Genomic DNA, 17,456 nt, shown 5'->3' with positions numbered 1-17,456 from the left:
TAGCTGCTCTGTTTTTTTGTTTTATCCATAGATTTGCTATGCCTCTAGCGTACTTCCTTGTGATACAATAGGATAGTTGTCCACAGGATGGACCCGGAGTACAAGGAGGAGCAGAACCGCATGAAACAAGCCCCGTTTATAGCCGTTGAAGGGCCGATTGGAGCCGGCAAGACGACGTTGGCTTCGATGCTTTCAACCGAGCTACATTTGCCGATGATCAAAGAGATTGTCGAGGAAAACCCGTTTCTCGATAAATTCTATCAAAATATAGATGAGTGGAGCTTTCAGCTGGAAATGTTCTTTCTCTGCAATCGGTATAAGCAGCTAGAGGATACTGGCCTGCAATATATCGAGAAAGCTCAGCCTGTGATTTCAGATTACCATATCTATAAAAATCTGATTTTTGCTGAACGTACACTTAAAGGTGTAAAACTCGAAAAATATCGCCAAATCTATCATTTGCTCACCGATGATATGCCTAAGCCGGACATTATCGTTTATATTAGAGCAGATTTGGATACGTTGCTGAGCAGAATCCGTAAGCGCGGACGCTCCTTTGAACAGGAGATGGACCCTGCCTATCTGGAGCAATTGATTACGGATTATGATAAAGGCATTCAGTTTCTCGCCGAACAGTCACCTGCCCCACGTATATTGACCGTGAACGGGAATGAAATTGATTTTGTAGAAAACCAGGCACAATTTGAACAAATTGTTTCCGATGTAAAGGAGCTTATATAGTGAATAATTACAACATTCCTGCAAATGCCCTGATTACGGTAGCGGGTACGGTAGGTGTAGGTAAATCCACGTTAACAGGTGCTTTGGCCAGTCGTCTTGGTTTTAAAACCTCGTTAGAGCAAGTCGATCATAATCCGTATCTGGAGAAGTTTTATCACGACTTCGAACGATGGAGCTTTCATCTGCAAATCTATTTTCTCGCGGAACGCTTCAAGGAGCAAAAGAACATTTTCTTGTCTGGTGGAGGTTTTGTGCAGGATCGTTCCATTTATGAGGATACAGGCATTTTTGCGAAAATGCATGCCGATCAGGGAACAATGAACCCTACCGATTACGAAACATATACTAGCCTGTTTGAGGCGATGGTCATGACCCCGTTCTTTCCGCACCCTGATGTGCTGATCTATCTGGAAGGCAGCTTGCCCTCCATACTGAGTCGGATCGAAGAACGCGGCCGCGAAATGGAGATTCAGACCGAGCGATCCTATTGGGAGCAAATGCATCGCAGATATTCCAATTGGATCAACGAATTTGATGCCTGTCCTGTACTGCGTCTAAACATTGATGAGTACGATGTACATGACCCTGCCTCCATGGATGCCATTTTGACAGAAGTGGGCAAGGTAATCTCCACAAAGTAGAGATATAACCCCAAAAAGCATACAAGGACTGTGGTACAATCAGTATAAATTAAGCTGATAGACCGCAGTCTTTTTTAATATGTGGAAGTATGAGGGATGACAGGCAGTATAGTGGACAAGTCTTGGCTGGAATGCGAGAATAGGAACATATATTAATTGTAATGACTCACGGGAAAGGATGGGATACTGTGATGCGTTTTGGTATCGTTGGAACGAACTGGATAACGGAAAGATTTATTCAAGCTGCGATAGAGACAGACGAATTTTCCCTGACTGCGGTGTACTCACGAACAGAGGAGAAAGGCCAAGCCTTTGCTGATAAATATAGCAGCCAGCCAGAGGTTTTTACAGATCTGGCGCAAATGGCTGCAAGTGATCAGGTGGATGCCGTATACATTGCCAGTCCTAATTCCTTACATGCAGAGCAAGCGATCTTATGTATGAACCATGGAAAGCATGTGCTGTGTGAGAAGCCTTTTGCTTCTAATGCAGCAGAGGTGCAGAGCATGATCAAAGCCGCGCGCAACAACGATGTTCTGTTGATGGAGGCTGTTAAATCCACGCTTATGCCCAACTTTAAAATTATAAAGGATCATATGTATAAAATAGGCCGGGTTCGGCGTTATTTTGCAAGCTACTGTCAATACTCTTCACGCTTTGATGCTTTTAAGCAGGGTAAGGTGCTGAATGCCTTTAATCCGGCTTTTTCAAATGGTTCCTTGATGGATCTGGGAGTGTATTGTTTGTATCCGATGGTGGCATTGTTCGGCAAACCGGATGAGATCCGAGCGGTGGGCGTGCTGTTATCCTCTGGGGTCGACGGCGAGGGCAGCATCGTAATGAAGTATCCGGATATGGATGCGATCGTCATGCATTCCAAAATTACAGATTCCTATTTGCCTGCCGAAATTCAGGGTGAGTATGGAACGATGGTGATCGACAAAATCAGCCAGCCCTATGAGGTGAAAATTCATTATCGGGACGGCACGATTGAGGATTTGACCAAGGCTCAGACGCGTGAGCCCATGTATTATGAAATTCAGGAATTTATGGATCTGATCAAGAGTGGGGAACGCAACAGTTCTATTAACTCTTTGGAGTGTTCACTGGCAGTCGCTGAAGTGATGGAGGAGGCAAGACAACAATTTGGCCTTCGTTATGAAGCGGATTTGAAAAATACTTCTGCACATTAGTCTGTGGCGCATAATCAAGATTAACAATGCACAAAAGGCTGCCGATTTTGCATAACTTTGCAAATATACGGTTAGCCTTATTTGGCTTTGTAGGTCTAAAAAGGTAATCCATGGTGATGACGAGAGTAAGCAGATTGTATTCTTTTTTTATTGACAGATTCTCTTTCATGTCTTAAGGTGTTAACAATACATGATCAATATCAGTTAAATTATCCCATTTTTGTCCACGAAGATTAGGGAGTTTTTTTAAGTTTTAAATCCGATTAAATCAACAGGATTACTAAATAAAATGGAGGAATACATCAATTGTAGGCGCAAGGGGGAAGCGGTTTGATAAAGTTTGAGCAAGTTAGCAAAATATTTTCCTTACCCAATCGCAAGGTAAGTGCACTGGAAGAGGTATCGCTATCGGTTGGAAAGGGAGAAATTTTCGGCGTGATTGGCTTTAGTGGTGCGGGCAAAAGTACGCTGCTGAGGCTTGTCAATCTACTGGAGCGTCCCTCAGAGGGACGGATTGTCGTTAATGATCAGGATATTACCCAGATACGTCCCAAGGAGCTGAGGAATTTAAGAAGGCGGATCGGGATGGTATTCCAAACCTTTAATCTGTTTAACTCTCGTACTGTGTACGGGAATTTGGCTTATCCGCTAAAACTGGCTAAACTGCCTAAGGCTCAGATCGATGTCCGTGTTAAGGAAATGCTACAATTTGTTGGATTGGAGGACAAAGCGGATTCCTATCCAGAGCAGCTATCTGGTGGGCAAAAGCAGCGGGTCGGCATTGCCAGAGCACTGGCGAATTCGCCTGATATTCTGATCTGTGATGAAGCGACCTCAGCACTCGATCCGGAAACGACAGAAGACATATTGAAGCTGCTGAAAAAAGTAAATGAGGATTATCAGATTACCATTTTGCTCATTACCCATGAAATGAATGTGATTCGTAGTATTTGTGATCGTGTGGCAGTAATGGAGAATGGTAGGGTGATTGAGCAAGGGAGTGTATTCGATGTATTTGCCAATCCACAGACGAAGACGACGAAAAATTTTATTCGTTCTGTACTGAATGACCAACTCTCACCCAAGCTGCTGGACAAGATTCGGGAGCATCACGTCGGCCGATTGTACAGACTTGTTTTTCGAGATGGGGCGACAAGTGAACCAGTGCTCTCAAGAGCGACACGTAAGTATAATCTGGATTACAACATTGTATATGGAAGCATTAATGAGCTGCAGGGGGCGCTGTTTGGAAGTTTAATTGTTGAATTAATCGGTGCAGAGGATGAAGTTAACAAGGTCGTGGAGGAACTGCGAACGACGGTGGAAGTCAGGGAGGTGGTCGATCATGAGAGTTAATTGGGATACGTTTTGGCTCAAAATCGTGGAGGCTACAGGGGAAACGCTTTTGATGGTTGTTGTCACGCTGATTTTTGCTAGTATTCTGGGACTTATGATTGGTTTAGTGCTGTATGTGACACGTAAAGGGAGCTTGTTTGAGAACAAATTTGTGTTTATGTCTTTAAACCTGCTGATTAATATCATTCGCCCGATTCCGTTTATTATTTTTTTAGTGGCGATTAGTCCGGTTACACGTTTAGTCATAGGAACTACGATTGGCACCTCGGCAGCTATTTTTCCAATGACTATTGTAGCAGCCTTTGCAGTTGCAAGAATTGTAGAAAACAATCTGGTCTCCATTGATCCAGGGATGATCGAAGCAGCCAAGGCGCTGGGGGCAACTCCCTTTCAGATCATCACGGGTGTGCTGATTCGGGAAGCACTGGGACCTTTAATTCTTGGTTTGACGTTTATTACGGTGGCCTTGATCGATTTCTCTGCTATGGCTGGCACTGTGGGCGGAGGGGGTCTCGGGAATCTGGCCATGACCTATGGTTATCAACGATTCGATACTTCGGTTATGATCGTCACGATTGTTTTGCTGATCGTCTTTGTACAGGTCGCCCAATATGCGGGGAACTACTTGTCTCGTAAATTCCTACGTCGTTAATTGGAAAACAAGGATTATACATAATGATAAAGGAGAAATGAAAATGAAAAAAATATTTCGCTTAGGTTTGCTGGCTATTCTTAGTGTCTCGGTTCTTTCTGCTTGCTCAGCTAATGGTTCAGGCTCCAATGGTAATGAAAAAGTACATGTTAAAATTGGGGTTTCAGGATCAGAGGATACGTATTGGGATGTGCTTAAGAAGAAAGCAGAAGCCAAAAACATTGAAATTGAGCTGATCAGCTTTTCGGATTATACCTTACCCAATAAGGCACTTGCGAATAAAGAGGTAGATTTGAATTCCTTTCAGCATTTGGCCTTTCTCAGCCAATTTAATGTAGAAAATGATGTGAATCTCGTCCCTATTGGTGCAACGATTATCGCTCCCATGGCGCTGTACTCCGAAAAATTCAAAAACGTATCGGATATTCCTACTGGCTCCAAAATTGCTATACCGGATGACCCCTCCAACCAGGGACGGGCTTTGAAATTGCTCCAGTCTGCCGGATTGATTACATTGAAGCAAGGCTCAGGCCTGTATCCGACCCCAGATGAGATCGAAGGGAATCCCAAAAAGCTAGAGATTGTTCCTGTTGTCGCCCAACAGACGCCGCGCGTCTTGTCTGATGTAGCTGCCTCAGCCGTGAACAGCGGTGTTGCTACGGATGCCGGGCTCAAGCTGGATGGAGCCATTTACAAGGATGATGCAAGCAGTGAAGAAGCGAAGCCATATGTGAACGTGTTTGCTGCCCGTGCAGAGGATAAAGATAATGCGACCTACAAGACGATCGTGGATTTGTACCATGACGCTGATGTAGCCGAGGCTGTAAAGCAGGATTCCAAAGGAGCTAATGTCGTAGTAGACCAGTCTGCCGAGGAGCTGCAGGCTACATTGGATAAGCTGGTGGCGGATGTTAAAGCGCAAAAGAAATAAGGATATCTGATAGAAGTTAACTTGGAAGCATATAAAAACTACTATTATTGAAATGAGGAGAGATTGCGATGAGTACAGCGAATACGGTGGATACCCAAAGACAGCGGATTATTGAGAAAATTGAGGAGTCTCGTCAGCTCTACACGGAGACGAGCCGGTTTATTCACGCTAATCCCGAAATCGGCAATCAGGAATTTCAAGCTTCCAAGGCACTGACGGGTATTTTGGAGCAAGCGGGATTTGAGGTAACCCGTAATGTAGCAGGACACGAAACCGGATTTGTTGCTCGCAAGACTTCGGCTAGACCAGGTCCGAAAATTGGATATCTGGCTGAATATGATGCACTGCCCGGTCTGGGCCATGCTTGCGGCCACAATATTATCGGGACCGCAAGTACGGCAGCAGCTATCGCTTTGGCACAGGTGATTGATGAGACGGGGGGCGAGGTGTATGTGTTCGGTACTCCTGCGGAAGAAGGCGGTCCTAATGGAAGTGCAAAAGGCAGCTTCGTGAAGCACGGGCTGTTCGAAGGAATTGATGCTGCACTGATGGTTCATCCATCAGGTGTGACCCGGCTGACCTCACCGAGCCTGGCAGTTGACCCGCTAGACTTTCATTTTTACGGCAAAGCGGCTCATGCCGCAGGATCACCAGAGCAGGGAATCAATGCGCTCGATGCGGTGCTGCAATTGTTCAGCGGGATCAATGCTTTGCGCCAGCAACTGCCGACCGATGTGCGTATTCATGGCATCATTACGCATGGAGGTGACGCACCCAATATCATTCCGGATTATGCGTCGGCGCGCTTTTTCATTCGGGCAAGCACTTGGCAGCGCACAGAGGAGGTTTCCACGAAAGTTCGCCACATAGCTGACGCTGCTGCTTTGGCAACGGGAGCCACTGTGAAAATCGAACGTTTTCAAAATGAAGTGCGCGACTTCATACTGAACGATACGCTGGACGAGGTCGTCGGTCGTGAACTGGAAGCGCTGGGAGAACAGGTGGATCGTGGCCCTCGTGCCGGGCTGGGTTCGACAGATGCGGGAAATGTGAGTCATGTTGTCCCAACTGCACATGCTTACATTAAAATCGGCCCGGATGATCTCATCGCTCATACGGTAGAGTTCCGGGAAGCAGCGGGTTCTGTCAAGGGAGAGGAAGCCTTGGTGACTGGAGCCAAAGCGTTAGCCTTGTCAGGCTTGGAGCTACTGGTGAATGAAATCCTGCTGGTTGCGGTGAAGGAGGATTTTAAGCGTACGCATCCAGCGGCGCAGTAAGCATCAGCGCTTTAATAGCTTCTATACTAATAGCATAAAGAGGATATCTTACTGTCTTGTTGACTGTAAAGATATCCTTTTTTATTTTTACAAAGCACTGCATCTCAGCAAATAACGTATTAACAATTGATTGTTATGATCATGTTTATAACTTTTACATATTAACTGCACAGAGGAGTGTACACATGTTTAAGAAGTTTCAAAAATGGTCAGCAACATCTATGTCTGTTGCTCTTGCACTAGGTTTGATTACTGGCATGTCAGCTTTGCCTGTTCATGCTGAGTCACCAGGGAACACAGATCAAGGTATTAGTAAAGTTACCGCTACATTTTATGGAGACACCAAAGCCTCCAAAGGATTTACCTGGTATACCTCAAAACTTTTCACGAAGAGCACGGTTCAAGTAACCAAGAAAACCGCTTCTGAAGCTGATTTTACGAGTGCTCTTACATTTGAAGGCACTTCCTCTCCATCAACCAATTCTCCAGAAGAGCTTGTCCATAAAGCCGTAGCAACAGGTCTTCAAGCGGACACAGCTTATTATTATCGTGTGGGTGATGCAGCGCGGGGGATATGGAGCGAAACAGGTACGTTCCAAACAGCTCCTAAGAGTGGTGAATTTACCTTCATTGATCTAGCTGATACACAAGCAAAAAGCGAAGATGAAGCCATATTGTCTTCACAGACGCTCGAAAAAGCACTTCAAACCGTAAATAATGCTCAGTTTGTAGTCCACAACGGGGATATCGTAGATACCGGTACCAAAGAAGAACAGTGGAACTGGTTGTTGGGGCATTCACAAAAAAGCCTTTTGAATACAACCATTGTTCCTTCAGCAGGTAATCATGAGGATGAGAACTACGCTTTTTATGATCACTTTAATATTAACCAACCAGCTGGTTCAGCTACTAAACCAGGAGCGTACTACTCCTTTGATTACAGCAATGCTCACTTTATCGTACTGAACTCCAATGAGGACTCAGAGAAATATGCCAATTTTTCTGAAGATCAAGTTGAATGGTTAAAGAAAGATGCTGCGGCAGCCAAAAAGGCAGGTGCAAAGTGGATCATTGTGAATATTCATAAAGGTCCTTACACTACCTCTAACCATGCAACAGATGCTGACATCATGGATAACAATGGAGTTCGTAACCAAATCGCTCCACTCATGGACAAACTTGATATCGACTTTGTCGTGCAGGGGCACGATCATATTTATGCTCGGACGAAACCAATCGACCAAGAGGGTAAAGCAACAACGCCAACCAAATTAAAAGATAGATTAAATGAAAAGACGATTGAATATAGTGTGAATCCGGATGGAAGTATCTATGTCATCCCGGCAACCGCTGGCCCCAAGGTCTACTACAAAAACCCAAGTGAAAAACTTGGAGATAAGTACTATAATCTCTTTGAACTAGCTGAAGAGAATCATGCGGCAGTCTATGGCCCAGATCCGAGTGACAATCGTAGACCTGTACGAGGACAGGTACAAAATTTTGTGGGCATCACCGTAGACGAAAATAAACTTACAGCCGTAACGTATGAAATTGATCAAAACAAAAATGATGCCAAACCTTTTATTGTGGATCAGTTCGGAATCATCAAAAAATATTAGTATATATTGATTTAATGGTCTCTAAATGATCATACAAGGATATCCTACAGTCTGTTTGGCTGCAAGGATATCCTTTTTCATTTCCTTATAGGGCCGGGACTTTCTTATAGAGAGACGTCTGAAGTGGTGCTTGTAATACTTACGCCCTGTTCGGAAGCGGGTACATCGTACATAATGCTATTAACAGTCCAAAGTTTAAAAGTAGAGTATTCAATTTTACATAGATAATTTTTTTGCAAAATAAGGGAGGATACAACGATGGCTTATCAAGAAATGAATGGAGTACGCGTATGGGGAGCACCTGATCCGGGGGCACTATCTCAAGCCCGCACATGTGCCGAAAATGGCAATGTGATTCAGGCGCTGCTGATGGCAGATCATCATAAAGGCTACAGTCAGCCGATTGGTGGTGTGGTGGTATATGACGGACAAATTTCACCTTCAGGTGTGGGGTATGATATCGGCTGTGGAAATAAGGCGGTAAGAACCAAGCTGTCTGCAGCAGATATTATGCCGCGTATTTCAACCGTGATGAATGAGATTGCACGTCAGATTTCGTTTGGCGTAGGTCGTGTGAATGAGGTTCAGGTAGACCATGAGCTGTTCGATGACCCGGATTGGGCGGTATATAGAGCGATTGGGAAGCAAGAGCATGACAAACTGAAGTCCTTGGCGAGAGAACAACTGGGTACAGTAGGAAGTGGTAATCATTTTGTTGATGTATTTGTGGAGGAAGTGACAGGACAGGTCTGGATTGCCAATCATTTCGGTAGCCGGGGCTTTGGACACAAAACAGCAAGCGGGTTTCTAAATTTGGCCGCAGGACGGGAGTTCCTCGGTAAGGCGCCAGGAGAACATATGGATCAGCCGCCTGTGCTGCTGGATATGAACAGTGAGCTGGGGGACATGTACTACCGTGCGATGCGCCTTGCCGGACGTTATGCTTATGCCGGACGTGACTATGTGATAGAACAAGTGCTTGGTATTATGGGGACTGAAGCGGACTTTACGGTGCATAACCACCATAATTACGCGTGGAAAGAACAGCATGATGGACGCGACACCATTGTGGTCCGCAAAGGTGCAACCCCCTCGGCCCCTGGTCAAATGGGCTTTATTGGAGGAAGCATGGGCGATATCTCGGTGATTGTACGTGGAAAAGATTCGGTAGAAAATCGGGATTCCTACTATAGTACAGTTCATGGTGCAGGGCGTATTATGAGTCGTACCCAGGCAGCTGGTAAAATGAATTGGAAAACCCGTACGCGTAGCGGTGGGCAGATTACGGACCTACAGATGAAGGAGGCCGTTCGAAACTACGGTGTCGAGCTGCGCGGAGCAGGTACTGATGAGAGTCCGTTCGTCTACCGCAAACTGCGTGAGGTGCTGGACGCTCATTCCGAGACCGTGGAAGTTATGCATGTGCTGAAGCCGATCGGGGTATGCATGGCTGGGGCCAATGAGTTTGACCCTTATAAGGATTAATGAAATGATTTAACAATAAAAAGGGACTATACCCGACAGGAATGATCATTCGTCGGGCATAGTCCTTCTGAGTTATGTAGTGCCTCTCAATCTTACAGTTGATCAGCAAAAAGCTGTTCTTTAATATAAGCGACAGGCATTTCTTGTCCTGTCCATAATTCGAAGGCAAGTGCGCCCTGCCACAGCATCATGCCCAGACCGTTAATGGCGGTTGCACCTACAGACTCAGCTTGTTCAATCAGCTTGGATTTGGCTGGGCTGTATACAACATCGGTCACGATCAGATCGGAACGAAGCATGGACACATCTTCAATGACACTTTTACCTTCCAGCGGTTTCATACCGACACCTGTACCGTTAGCGAAAATATGACTTGTAAGAATCTCTTCACGCAGCTTCTCTTGATTCTCTAATGCATAGATATTCGCCTTGACTTGGGCATGTTTCATCTCTTCATTAATAATACGAACATTCTCTTCCGCCCGGGCAAAGAACTGGTCATTACGAGCGAAAATTGAAATTTCAGCGAGACCAGCCCGAGCGGCTTCAATAGCAATCGGCGTTGCAGCACCGCCTGAGCCGACGAGTGTCATTTTCTTACCTTTCAGATCAATGCCGTGCTCCTGCAAGTTACGAACATAACCAGATCCATCTGTACTGTAGCCTTTCAGCTTACCATCCGTATTCACGACGGTATTGACAGCACCTGTAAATTTAGCGCTGTCGTCCAGCTCGTCAAGGTACTGTAAGATCGCTGTTTTGTTAGGCATGGACACGTTGTAGCCGCGTATGTTTAGAGCGCGCATTCCCCGTACTACTTCTTCGAGTTGTTCATTGCCTACTTCAAAGGCCATATATGCGTTGTTCAGCCCCAGTTTTTCAAACGCAAGATTATGCATAGCCGGGGACAAAGAATGTCCGATCGGTGTAGCAAGCAGTCCGATTAATTGTGTTCTTCCGTCAATACGTCCAGCATTTTTCATAATAAGCCTCCAAGTGATCTGTGTAGTTTAATGAAACACTTTTTTATATCGATAAGCAACAAACACGGCCAGCAAAATACTGACTACAGCAATTGCGATATCCAGAATGAATACCGAGGTAATTCCCAGACTTTTGGACATGCTCCCGGTAGCCAAAGGCATCAGGATGAACGATAGGCTGGCTGCTATGTTCACGAGAGAAGTCGTAGTTCCTTTGTTCTTGCGGAAAAATTCCGTCATAACCGTGAGGGCAATTTGGAATATGCCTGCGGTGGACAAGCCGATTAAGAATGAACTGATCAAAGTAGCGACAGGATTGTGCCATACAATTAAAGCCAGCAAAGAAAGCAGGGCAATAAGCGGGTACACAATCATGACGGTAATGGGCTTAATGAATCTACCAAGTACCACAGCCAACAAAATAACGGAAACTAGTGAACCTATACTGTAGTAGCTAAGCAGCTTAATGGCGCTGGCTTTGTCCATGCCCAGAGCCTCTTGTCCAAAGGTAGGAAGCCATAGCTGCACGATCATGAACAATACAGTGGAAGTAAAACCGATAATAATCAGAGACAAACCTTCTTGCCAAAACTTGGGCTCGCTGTGGAACGAATCCGTTGATTGACCAGTCTCGGTTGGAGCCTTTTGTTCCTCTGCTTTGTGGTTGGGGAAACCGGTCATCGACAAGAAGATCCCGTTCAGCAGATAAATTCCTGCAGGAATAAAGAAGGAATATCCATAGAACATATCGTGGTTAATAAAAAATGCAATCATGAACGGAATAACAATGGCACCGATCGAGATGGATGCTTTGACCAGGACGGTTGCAGACCCGGCTTTTTTTCCGAACCCTTCAATGAGTGCTGGATAAGTCCCCGCATCCATCATAGAGTTGCAGAGCCCTGCGATAATGGCAAACACGAATGCCAACGTGTAGTTAGGTGCAAGCGGAATGCCGATCAGGAAGATTAAATAAGCAAATGATGCAATAACAATGAGTGGTTTCCTTCCGTATTTATCTGACATTTTTCCGGCTACTCCGAGAGCAAGCAGTTTACCGATTCCAATCGCTGACACCAGATAGCCGATGGCTGCTTTATCCGTGTTCAATTGCACGGTCAGAAAGCTCATATTCGACGAGAGAATAACATTAATCATACCCAGAAGAAAATAGTTGATATAAAGCCCTGTTGCCATTCTGATATAAGGATTTTTCATAAGTGTAACTCCCAACTTAAATTTTAGATCAATGGCCTAGATAGGCATCGTCCAGGTCTATTAAAGTGCTCCCACAAACAAGTGAAAATATTCACATAATGTCTATGTCTTAATTATATAAGGGGTGTTATTATAAATCCAATGCATATTTTTATCGTTTTTCATAGTTTGAATCTATAATTTAAAATATGAATTAAAGAGGGAGCGTACATCCTTATGAATCTGAAGCACTTACAATATTTTCGTGTACTTGCAGAGATGGAGCATTTTACCCAGGCAGCTGCGCGGCTATGTATCACTCAACCCAGTTTAAGTCATGCGATTTCAGAATTAGAAAAGGATTTGGGCGTTCATCTGTTTGAAAAGCAGGGGAGGAATATTCGGCTAAACAAATACGGGCTATTTTTTCTGAAGTATGTGGAGCACGCGATGGATGAATTGGAAAAGGGGGAGTATAACTTACGGGAATTAGTGAGTCCAAGCCATGGGAATATAGATTTGGCGTTCATTTACACGTTAGGTTCACACTTCATTCCAGCGATAATCCAAGCCTTTTCAGCTCTGGATGCCCGTAAAGACATTTCCTTTTCGTTTCACCAAGGGAATACGAACGATATTATTCAAGGCCTGAAGCAGGAACACTATGACGTGGCGTTCTGCTCTCACGTGGAAAATGAACCAGATGTAGAGTTTATTCCGCTGGCTCAGCAGGAATTGGTGGTCATTGTTTCTCCTGATCATCCGCTGGCTTCTCTGGGCCAAATTGACCTCAAAGATACAGCGGATTACCCGGTGATCTTCTTCAACAAAAAGAGTGGGGTTCGGCCCATTATTGAAAATTTGTTCGCCAAGGCAGGCGTTACGCCACAGATTATTTGCGAGATTGAAGAAGATACGGCAATGGCTGGGCTGGTGTCTATTAATTACGGGATCGGAGTTATGCCCCGCATTTCATCGTTAGATTATTTTAACGTCAAAACATTGCCTATTATAAATCCAGCATACGAGCGTTTTATCTACCTAGCCAGCATTAAAAATAGATATTTATCCCCGGCAGTTGTGGAGTTTCGGAACTTTGCCCTAAGTTATGGCAAGGAGTTTTATCTGAAAACGCATCAGCGTGTCTAAGCTGGAGTCTCGCAATATTTAAACTTGATAAATTTTAAATTGTGTTCTATACTTCATCATCGACACAAGCAATGTGAAATGATTCACGTTTTGATACTACAAGACTTACTTACAAAAGCAGGTGATTTCATGATGAAACGTTCTTCTATTCCAGTGGCGACAGGTTTGTATGTGAACTATCTTTTGTTCGGCATGTTTAATATTATGCTGGCGTCGCACATGTCCTTTTTAACAGAGCATTTGCATACAGATCAGGCGGGCATTAGCCTTTTGGTTTCCGCGATGGGATTTGGCAGACTATTTACGCTGTACATATCCGGCGTGCTCTCCGACCGCTATGGTCGCAAACCGTTCATTGTGGCCGCAGGGCTGCTGATGGCCGTATTTTTGGTCGGTATACCGCTGAGTCCCACCTTTGAGATGGCGATGGTACTGGCTGTGCTGGCAGGTGTAGCGAATTCTTTTCTTGATTCAGGTACTTATCCGGCTCTGATCGAGGCTTTCCCCCAATCCTCTGGTTCGGCTACAGTGTTGGTGAGAGGTTTTATATCCATTGGGGCGGCATTTTTACCGCTAATGATTATCTTTTTTATGAATCACGATATTTTTTACGGGTTCTCTTTCTTTATACCAGCATTGATATTTGCATTGAATGCGATCTACTTGTTCAGAATGAAGTTTCCAGACATGCGCGTACAGCCCGCCAAGGAGCAAAGGAGCGGTACTACTGTATCTAGTGCCGAGCAGACAGGAAAATTAAAGGCTAATGATGCGAGTAAACCGCGGTTTTGGCAGGAAGGTGTATGTCTTATTCTGCTTGGATTTACGGGACCTACTTTGCTGTATATTGTGCAGTTATGGCTGCCTACGTTTGGACAACAGTTTATCGGCATGACGGAATCAGAGTCTCTCAGACTATTAGTTTATTACAATATGGGTTCGCTGGTTTCCGTGTTTGTATTGGTCATTGTGTTGGGAAAATGGGTTAAACCTGTTCATATCATCCTTATTTATCCCTGTATTTCCTTGTTGGCTTTTGGTACGCTTCTTCTTTTCAAATCAGGGGCTGCCGCCATTATCTGTGCGAGTGTCATCGGGTTTTCCATATCGGGTGTACTTCAGCTGACGTTAACCGTAATGAGTGAATTTTTTAGTCAACGAAAAGGACAGATTACCGGGTTTATTTATACCGCAACTTCGCTGTCCTATACGCTTATTCCCGTGTTTACAGGCTTTCTTTTGAAGCATTCTCAGATTTCCAGTGTGTTTATGCTGGCTATTATCGTGAATGTGCTCGGGATCGTACTGGCGGTGTTTGTTAACTTTCGTTACAGTGCCGTTTTTCCTGCAAAACGAGAATTGTCTCCTCAAATTGTACTGGATACGAAATAACTAGCGACTGAACCTAATCATCTGCATGCTTATTCAGAATGCGTTATACTATGAATTATTGTGAATGTTCGACTTGAAACTGTAATTGGGGAGTGAGATAGATATGGAAAAAATCGTAAAGGTAAAAGATGTACGGATCGGTGAAGGAGCGCCTAAAATATGTGTCCCCATGGTGGGAGAAACGTTGGAGGAGTTGAAGGAAGAGGCTGCCCATTTACGTACACTCGACCTGGATATCGTAGAGTGGAGAGTCGATTTTTTCGAGCATGTGGAGGAGCTGGAGAAGGTAAAGGCTGCCTTACATGAGATTCGGTCTATTTTAGCCAATATTCCACTCGTATTTACGTTCCGTAGCGCCCGAGAAGGTGGAGAAAAGGAAATCAGTGCGGCAAGCTATGTAGAATTGAATCGTACAATAGCCGAAACGGGACAAGTAGATATGATTGATGTAGAGCTTTTTAATGAGGAAGCTGATGTGAAGATGCTGATAGAAGCGGCACATAAGCATAACGTGTATGTGATTATTTCTAACCACGATTTTCAAAAGACACCGCCGAAGGAGGAAATTGTGTCCCGGTTGCGTAAGGCACAGGAATTGGGCGGCGATCTGCCTAAAATAGCGGTGATGCCAACCAATACGGCCGATGTCCTAACCTTGTTGGACGCCACACGCACCATGGCAGAAGAGTATGCGGATCGTCCGATTATCACGATGTCGATGGCGGGAAAAGGTGTCGTGAGCCGTCTGACCGGAGAGCTATTTGGTTCAGCGTTGACTTTTGGTGCTGCCAAGAAGGCTTCTGCACCGGGACAGATTCCTGTCACTGAACTGAGAGAAATATTGCAGGTGCTGCATAGCCACTCTTAAAAGATGCAATTAATACCCATTAGCGAGCAAGGAATTCATAGTGAACACAAAAGGAGGACCCCATGCGATAAGCATGCTGGGGTCCTCCTTTTTGTAATGCTTAATTCAATCCCCGAGTAGGTTCATACAATTCCCAACCCAGATTCAGTGTTTGAATAATATAGTCTGCGACTTCTTCCGCATCCAACTGATCGGTATCGATCTTGGAGTGATTCACCGCGTAAATGTCCTGTCTGGAACGGAAAAGATCTTCAATTTCCTCTAACGTCTTGTTTTGCAGATTAGGGCGGGTGTCAATCAGCATCTTGAGCCGATCTTTCCAGGAATCCCAATTTAAATCCAAGAAGAACACAATGGAGGAAGCCAAACAAGCCTGCTTCACCTCTTCCTGTAGAAACGCGCCACCGCCAACAGAAATGATTTTAAGACGCGTATTGCTGCACAACTTCAAAATATGCTCTTTTTCAATCTCACGGAAACGCTTCTCTCCGTAAGTTTTGAAAATTTCTGTTGTAGGCATGTTGTACTCTTGTTCAATCTCCTGATCAATATCCACGAAATCGCGATACAGCTTGCGCGCTAGATGGGAACCGATCGTTGTTTTGCCCACGCCCATAAAGCCGATGAGCACAATATTTTGTTCTTTTAATGGAATCTCACTATTGTTTTGCACATAACCACTCTTTTCTCACCAGTAATGTTGAGATGTAACGCTTCAAAGCACTAAATACATTATACGTTCATCAACCGTGTCATTCAATAGTACAGAGCACATCAGCAATGAGGTATACGATAAAAGAGACTCTGATTACCAATGGAGTGATAGAACAGCAGATAAAAAACTAGGTATTCAAGTGTTATGTAATGCGTAAATGGAAGAAAAACAAACTTGTACAAGTATAAAAGAGGCAATATTGTGTACTTAATTGAAAAAAAGGACATATTTTGCCGAAAAACGTATTGAAATTATTGGAAGTAGGAATATAATAGAGTTATGCAAATTGTAAATGTAATCGCTCTATTTACAATTTGTGATTGATTTAATTTATAAAAAAGAAGCTACTTTGAACCAAAAACCAAGTATACATATGCAAATAGTTAAATATAACTTTACGGACATGTATCGGTCAATGGGTTCATTGTACGAAGGTGGTGATACGGTCTACGCGCTTGCGCTCTAGTCAACGAAGAATTGGAGATAAGAATAAAAAACGATCTAGGAGAGGGATGAATTGAAATGAAAACAAACACAGCTAAAGTATTGAAAAAGGGAATGAGTATCGCTTTATCCGGTATGTTAATCGCGTTATTTGTCGGCAATTACTCTGCCCATGCAGCTCCAGAGGTCGTTCACAAGACCATACTTGTTAAAGCTGGAGAAGTATACGATGGTAAAGGCAAGACCGTAGTGGCTGACCCCGATACCTTGGGAGATGGAAGCCAGAAAGAGGCTCAAAAGCCTATCTTTAAGCTAGAAAATAATGCAACGCTGAAAAATGTGATCATCGCTGCGCCTGCTGCGGATGGTGTGCATGTATATGGCAATGGCACCATTTCCAACGTAACGTGGGAGGATGTCGGTGAAGATGCATTGACGCTTAAAGAACCAGGCACGGTGAACATTACAGGTGGTGGAGCGTTCCATGCATATGATAAAGTATTCCAAATCAATGCCGAAGGCACGATTAACATTAAAAACTTTAGAGCCGATGATATCGGTAAGCTGGTTCGCCAACTTGGGGGCTCTACGTTTAGAGTGAATATGACTTTGGATAACTCGGATATTTCCAACGTCAAGGATTCGATCCTGAGATCGGACGGTCCTAACAGCAAAGCTAAAATTACGAATACTCGTTATCATAATGTAAAACAATTGTTCAAAGGTTTTAAATCTGGCAATACGAGCGAGTCCGGCAATACTAAATACTAATCGTTAGCGTAGGATAGGAGTACGGATAGGAAAGGGGCTGTC

General features: G+C 44.3%; 16 protein-coding genes. 13 read left to right on the top strand and 3 right to left on the bottom strand.

All coding sequences use genetic code 11. The features are described 5' to 3' along the window. The first annotated feature begins 120 nt into the window (after positions 1–120). The 9 genes from G7035_RS04015 to G7035_RS03975 all read left to right on the top strand — a co-directional run bounded on the left by G7035_RS04015 (position 121) and on the right by G7035_RS03975 (position 9,895). The gene (locus tag G7035_RS04015) at positions 121–741 is read left to right on the top strand and encodes a deoxynucleoside kinase (RefSeq protein WP_016819853.1); all 621 of its coding nucleotides are present in this window, start codon (positions 121–123) and stop codon (positions 739–741) included. Then, entirely contained in the window at positions 741–1,382 is a 642-nt protein-coding gene (locus G7035_RS04010; protein ID WP_017426248.1) for a deoxynucleoside kinase, read from the top strand. The genes G7035_RS04015 and G7035_RS04010 overlap by 1 nt, the downstream gene beginning before the upstream one ends. A 191-nt stretch (positions 1,383–1,573) precedes the next feature. Further along, positions 1,574–2,575 carry a Gfo/Idh/MocA family protein gene (locus G7035_RS04005; RefSeq protein WP_019686226.1) on the top strand — a complete coding sequence of 334 codons (1,002 nt, stop codon included), beginning with the start codon at positions 1,574–1,576 and terminating at the stop codon, positions 2,573–2,575. A 330-nt stretch (positions 2,576–2,905) separates the two neighbouring features. Further along, a complete protein-coding gene (locus tag G7035_RS04000) occupies positions 2,906–3,931 on the top strand; it encodes a methionine ABC transporter ATP-binding protein (protein WP_019686227.1) in 1,026 nt (341 codons plus the stop codon). Beyond that, positions 3,921–4,583 carry a methionine ABC transporter permease gene (locus G7035_RS03995; protein ID WP_016819857.1) on the top strand — a complete coding sequence of 221 codons (663 nt, stop codon included), beginning with the start codon at positions 3,921–3,923 and terminating at the stop codon, positions 4,581–4,583. Before G7035_RS04000 ends, G7035_RS03995 begins: the two co-directional genes overlap by 11 nt. A gap of 43 nt (positions 4,584–4,626) precedes the next feature. Further along, positions 4,627–5,514, top strand: a complete 888-nt coding sequence (locus G7035_RS03990) for a MetQ/NlpA family ABC transporter substrate-binding protein (protein WP_019686228.1) — start codon at positions 4,627–4,629, stop codon at positions 5,512–5,514. Between the two features lie 68 nt (positions 5,515–5,582). Then, positions 5,583–6,791: a M20 family metallopeptidase gene (locus G7035_RS03985; RefSeq protein ID WP_019686229.1), complete on the top strand. Its 1,209-nt coding sequence runs from the start codon at positions 5,583–5,585 to the stop codon at positions 6,789–6,791. Between the two features lie 185 nt (positions 6,792–6,976). Continuing rightward, positions 6,977–8,410, top strand: a complete 1,434-nt coding sequence (locus G7035_RS03980) for a purple acid phosphatase family protein (RefSeq protein ID WP_019686230.1) — start codon at positions 6,977–6,979, stop codon at positions 8,408–8,410. Between the two features lie 258 nt (positions 8,411–8,668). Then, on the top strand, positions 8,669–9,895 hold the full coding sequence (locus G7035_RS03975) for an RtcB family protein (RefSeq protein ID WP_019686231.1): 1,227 nt from the start codon (positions 8,669–8,671) through the stop codon (positions 9,893–9,895). Positions 9,896–9,987: 92 nt separating this feature from the next. Here the strand turns inward: G7035_RS03975 and G7035_RS03970 are convergent, their stop codons facing one another. Together G7035_RS03970 and G7035_RS03965 are read right to left on the bottom strand one after the other, a co-directional pair. Beyond that, positions 9,988–10,878 carry a shikimate dehydrogenase gene (locus G7035_RS03970; protein WP_016819862.1) on the bottom strand — a complete coding sequence of 297 codons (891 nt, stop codon included), beginning with the start codon at positions 10,876–10,878 and terminating at the stop codon, positions 9,988–9,990. 27 nt (positions 10,879–10,905) lie between these two features. Further along, positions 10,906–12,096 carry an MFS transporter gene (locus G7035_RS03965; RefSeq protein ID WP_016819863.1) on the bottom strand — a complete coding sequence of 397 codons (1,191 nt, stop codon included), beginning with the start codon at positions 12,094–12,096 and terminating at the stop codon, positions 10,906–10,908. Positions 12,097–12,312: 216 nt separating this feature from the next. On the opposite strand from G7035_RS03965, the gene G7035_RS03960 reads away from it, so the two are divergent. The 3 genes from G7035_RS03960 to aroD all read left to right on the top strand — a co-directional run bounded on the left by G7035_RS03960 (position 12,313) and on the right by aroD (position 15,484). After that, entirely contained in the window at positions 12,313–13,224 is a 912-nt protein-coding gene (locus tag G7035_RS03960) for a LysR family transcriptional regulator (RefSeq protein WP_019686232.1), read from the top strand. Between the two features lie 132 nt (positions 13,225–13,356). Continuing rightward, on the top strand, positions 13,357–14,616 hold the full coding sequence (locus G7035_RS03955; protein WP_019686233.1) for an MFS transporter: 1,260 nt from the start codon (positions 13,357–13,359) through the stop codon (positions 14,614–14,616). A 103-nt stretch (positions 14,617–14,719) separates the two neighbouring features. Further along, the gene (gene aroD, locus G7035_RS03950) at positions 14,720–15,484 is read left to right on the top strand and encodes a type I 3-dehydroquinate dehydratase (protein WP_019686234.1); all 765 of its coding nucleotides are present in this window, start codon (positions 14,720–14,722) and stop codon (positions 15,482–15,484) included. A gap of 100 nt (positions 15,485–15,584) precedes the next feature. Here the strand turns inward: aroD and G7035_RS03945 are convergent, their stop codons facing one another. Beyond that, on the bottom strand, positions 15,585–16,157 hold the full coding sequence (locus G7035_RS03945; protein ID WP_016819867.1) for a shikimate kinase: 573 nt from the start codon (positions 16,155–16,157) through the stop codon (positions 15,585–15,587). Positions 16,158–16,721: 564 nt separating this feature from the next. On the opposite strand from G7035_RS03945, the gene G7035_RS03940 reads away from it, so the two are divergent. Continuing rightward, the gene (locus G7035_RS03940) at positions 16,722–17,414 is read left to right on the top strand and encodes a pectate lyase (protein ID WP_016819868.1); all 693 of its coding nucleotides are present in this window, start codon (positions 16,722–16,724) and stop codon (positions 17,412–17,414) included. Positions 17,415–17,456 lie beyond the last annotated feature (42 nt).

Origin of the sequence: Paenibacillus polymyxa (assembly GCF_015710975.1) — a bacterium.
Lineage (GTDB): Bacteria > Bacillota > Bacilli > Paenibacillales > Paenibacillaceae > Paenibacillus > Paenibacillus polymyxa.
The sequence above is the reverse complement of the archived record's forward strand: the minus strand, read 5'-3'. Positions and strand labels throughout refer to the sequence as shown.

Excerpts from the sequence above, each read along its gene's own strand:
- G7035_RS04005 (WP_019686226.1), top strand. The coding sequence starts at position 1,574 with ATGCGTTTTGGTATCGTTGGAACGAACTGGATAACGGAAAGATTTATT.
- G7035_RS03965 (WP_016819863.1), bottom strand. The coding sequence starts at position 12,096 with ATGAAAAATCCTTATATCAGAATGGCAACAGGGCTTTATATCAACTAT.
- G7035_RS04015 (WP_016819853.1), top strand. The coding sequence starts at position 121 with ATGAAACAAGCCCCGTTTATAGCCGTTGAAGGGCCGATTGGAGCCGGC.
- G7035_RS03995 (WP_016819857.1), top strand. The coding sequence starts at position 3,921 with ATGAGAGTTAATTGGGATACGTTTTGGCTCAAAATCGTGGAGGCTACA.
- G7035_RS03980 (WP_019686230.1), top strand. The coding sequence starts at position 6,977 with ATGTTTAAGAAGTTTCAAAAATGGTCAGCAACATCTATGTCTGTTGCT.
- G7035_RS03985 (WP_019686229.1), top strand. The coding sequence starts at position 5,583 with ATGAGTACAGCGAATACGGTGGATACCCAAAGACAGCGGATTATTGAG.
- G7035_RS03990 (WP_019686228.1), top strand. The coding sequence starts at position 4,627 with ATGAAAAAAATATTTCGCTTAGGTTTGCTGGCTATTCTTAGTGTCTCG.
- G7035_RS03940 (WP_016819868.1), top strand. The coding sequence starts at position 16,722 with ATGAAAACAAACACAGCTAAAGTATTGAAAAAGGGAATGAGTATCGCT.
- G7035_RS03970 (WP_016819862.1), bottom strand. The coding sequence starts at position 10,878 with ATGAAAAATGCTGGACGTATTGACGGAAGAACACAATTAATCGGACTG.
- G7035_RS03975 (WP_019686231.1), top strand. The coding sequence starts at position 8,669 with ATGGCTTATCAAGAAATGAATGGAGTACGCGTATGGGGAGCACCTGAT.
- G7035_RS03955 (WP_019686233.1), top strand. The coding sequence starts at position 13,357 with ATGAAACGTTCTTCTATTCCAGTGGCGACAGGTTTGTATGTGAACTAT.
- G7035_RS03960 (WP_019686232.1), top strand. The coding sequence starts at position 12,313 with ATGAATCTGAAGCACTTACAATATTTTCGTGTACTTGCAGAGATGGAG.
- aroD (WP_019686234.1), top strand. The coding sequence starts at position 14,720 with ATGGAAAAAATCGTAAAGGTAAAAGATGTACGGATCGGTGAAGGAGCG.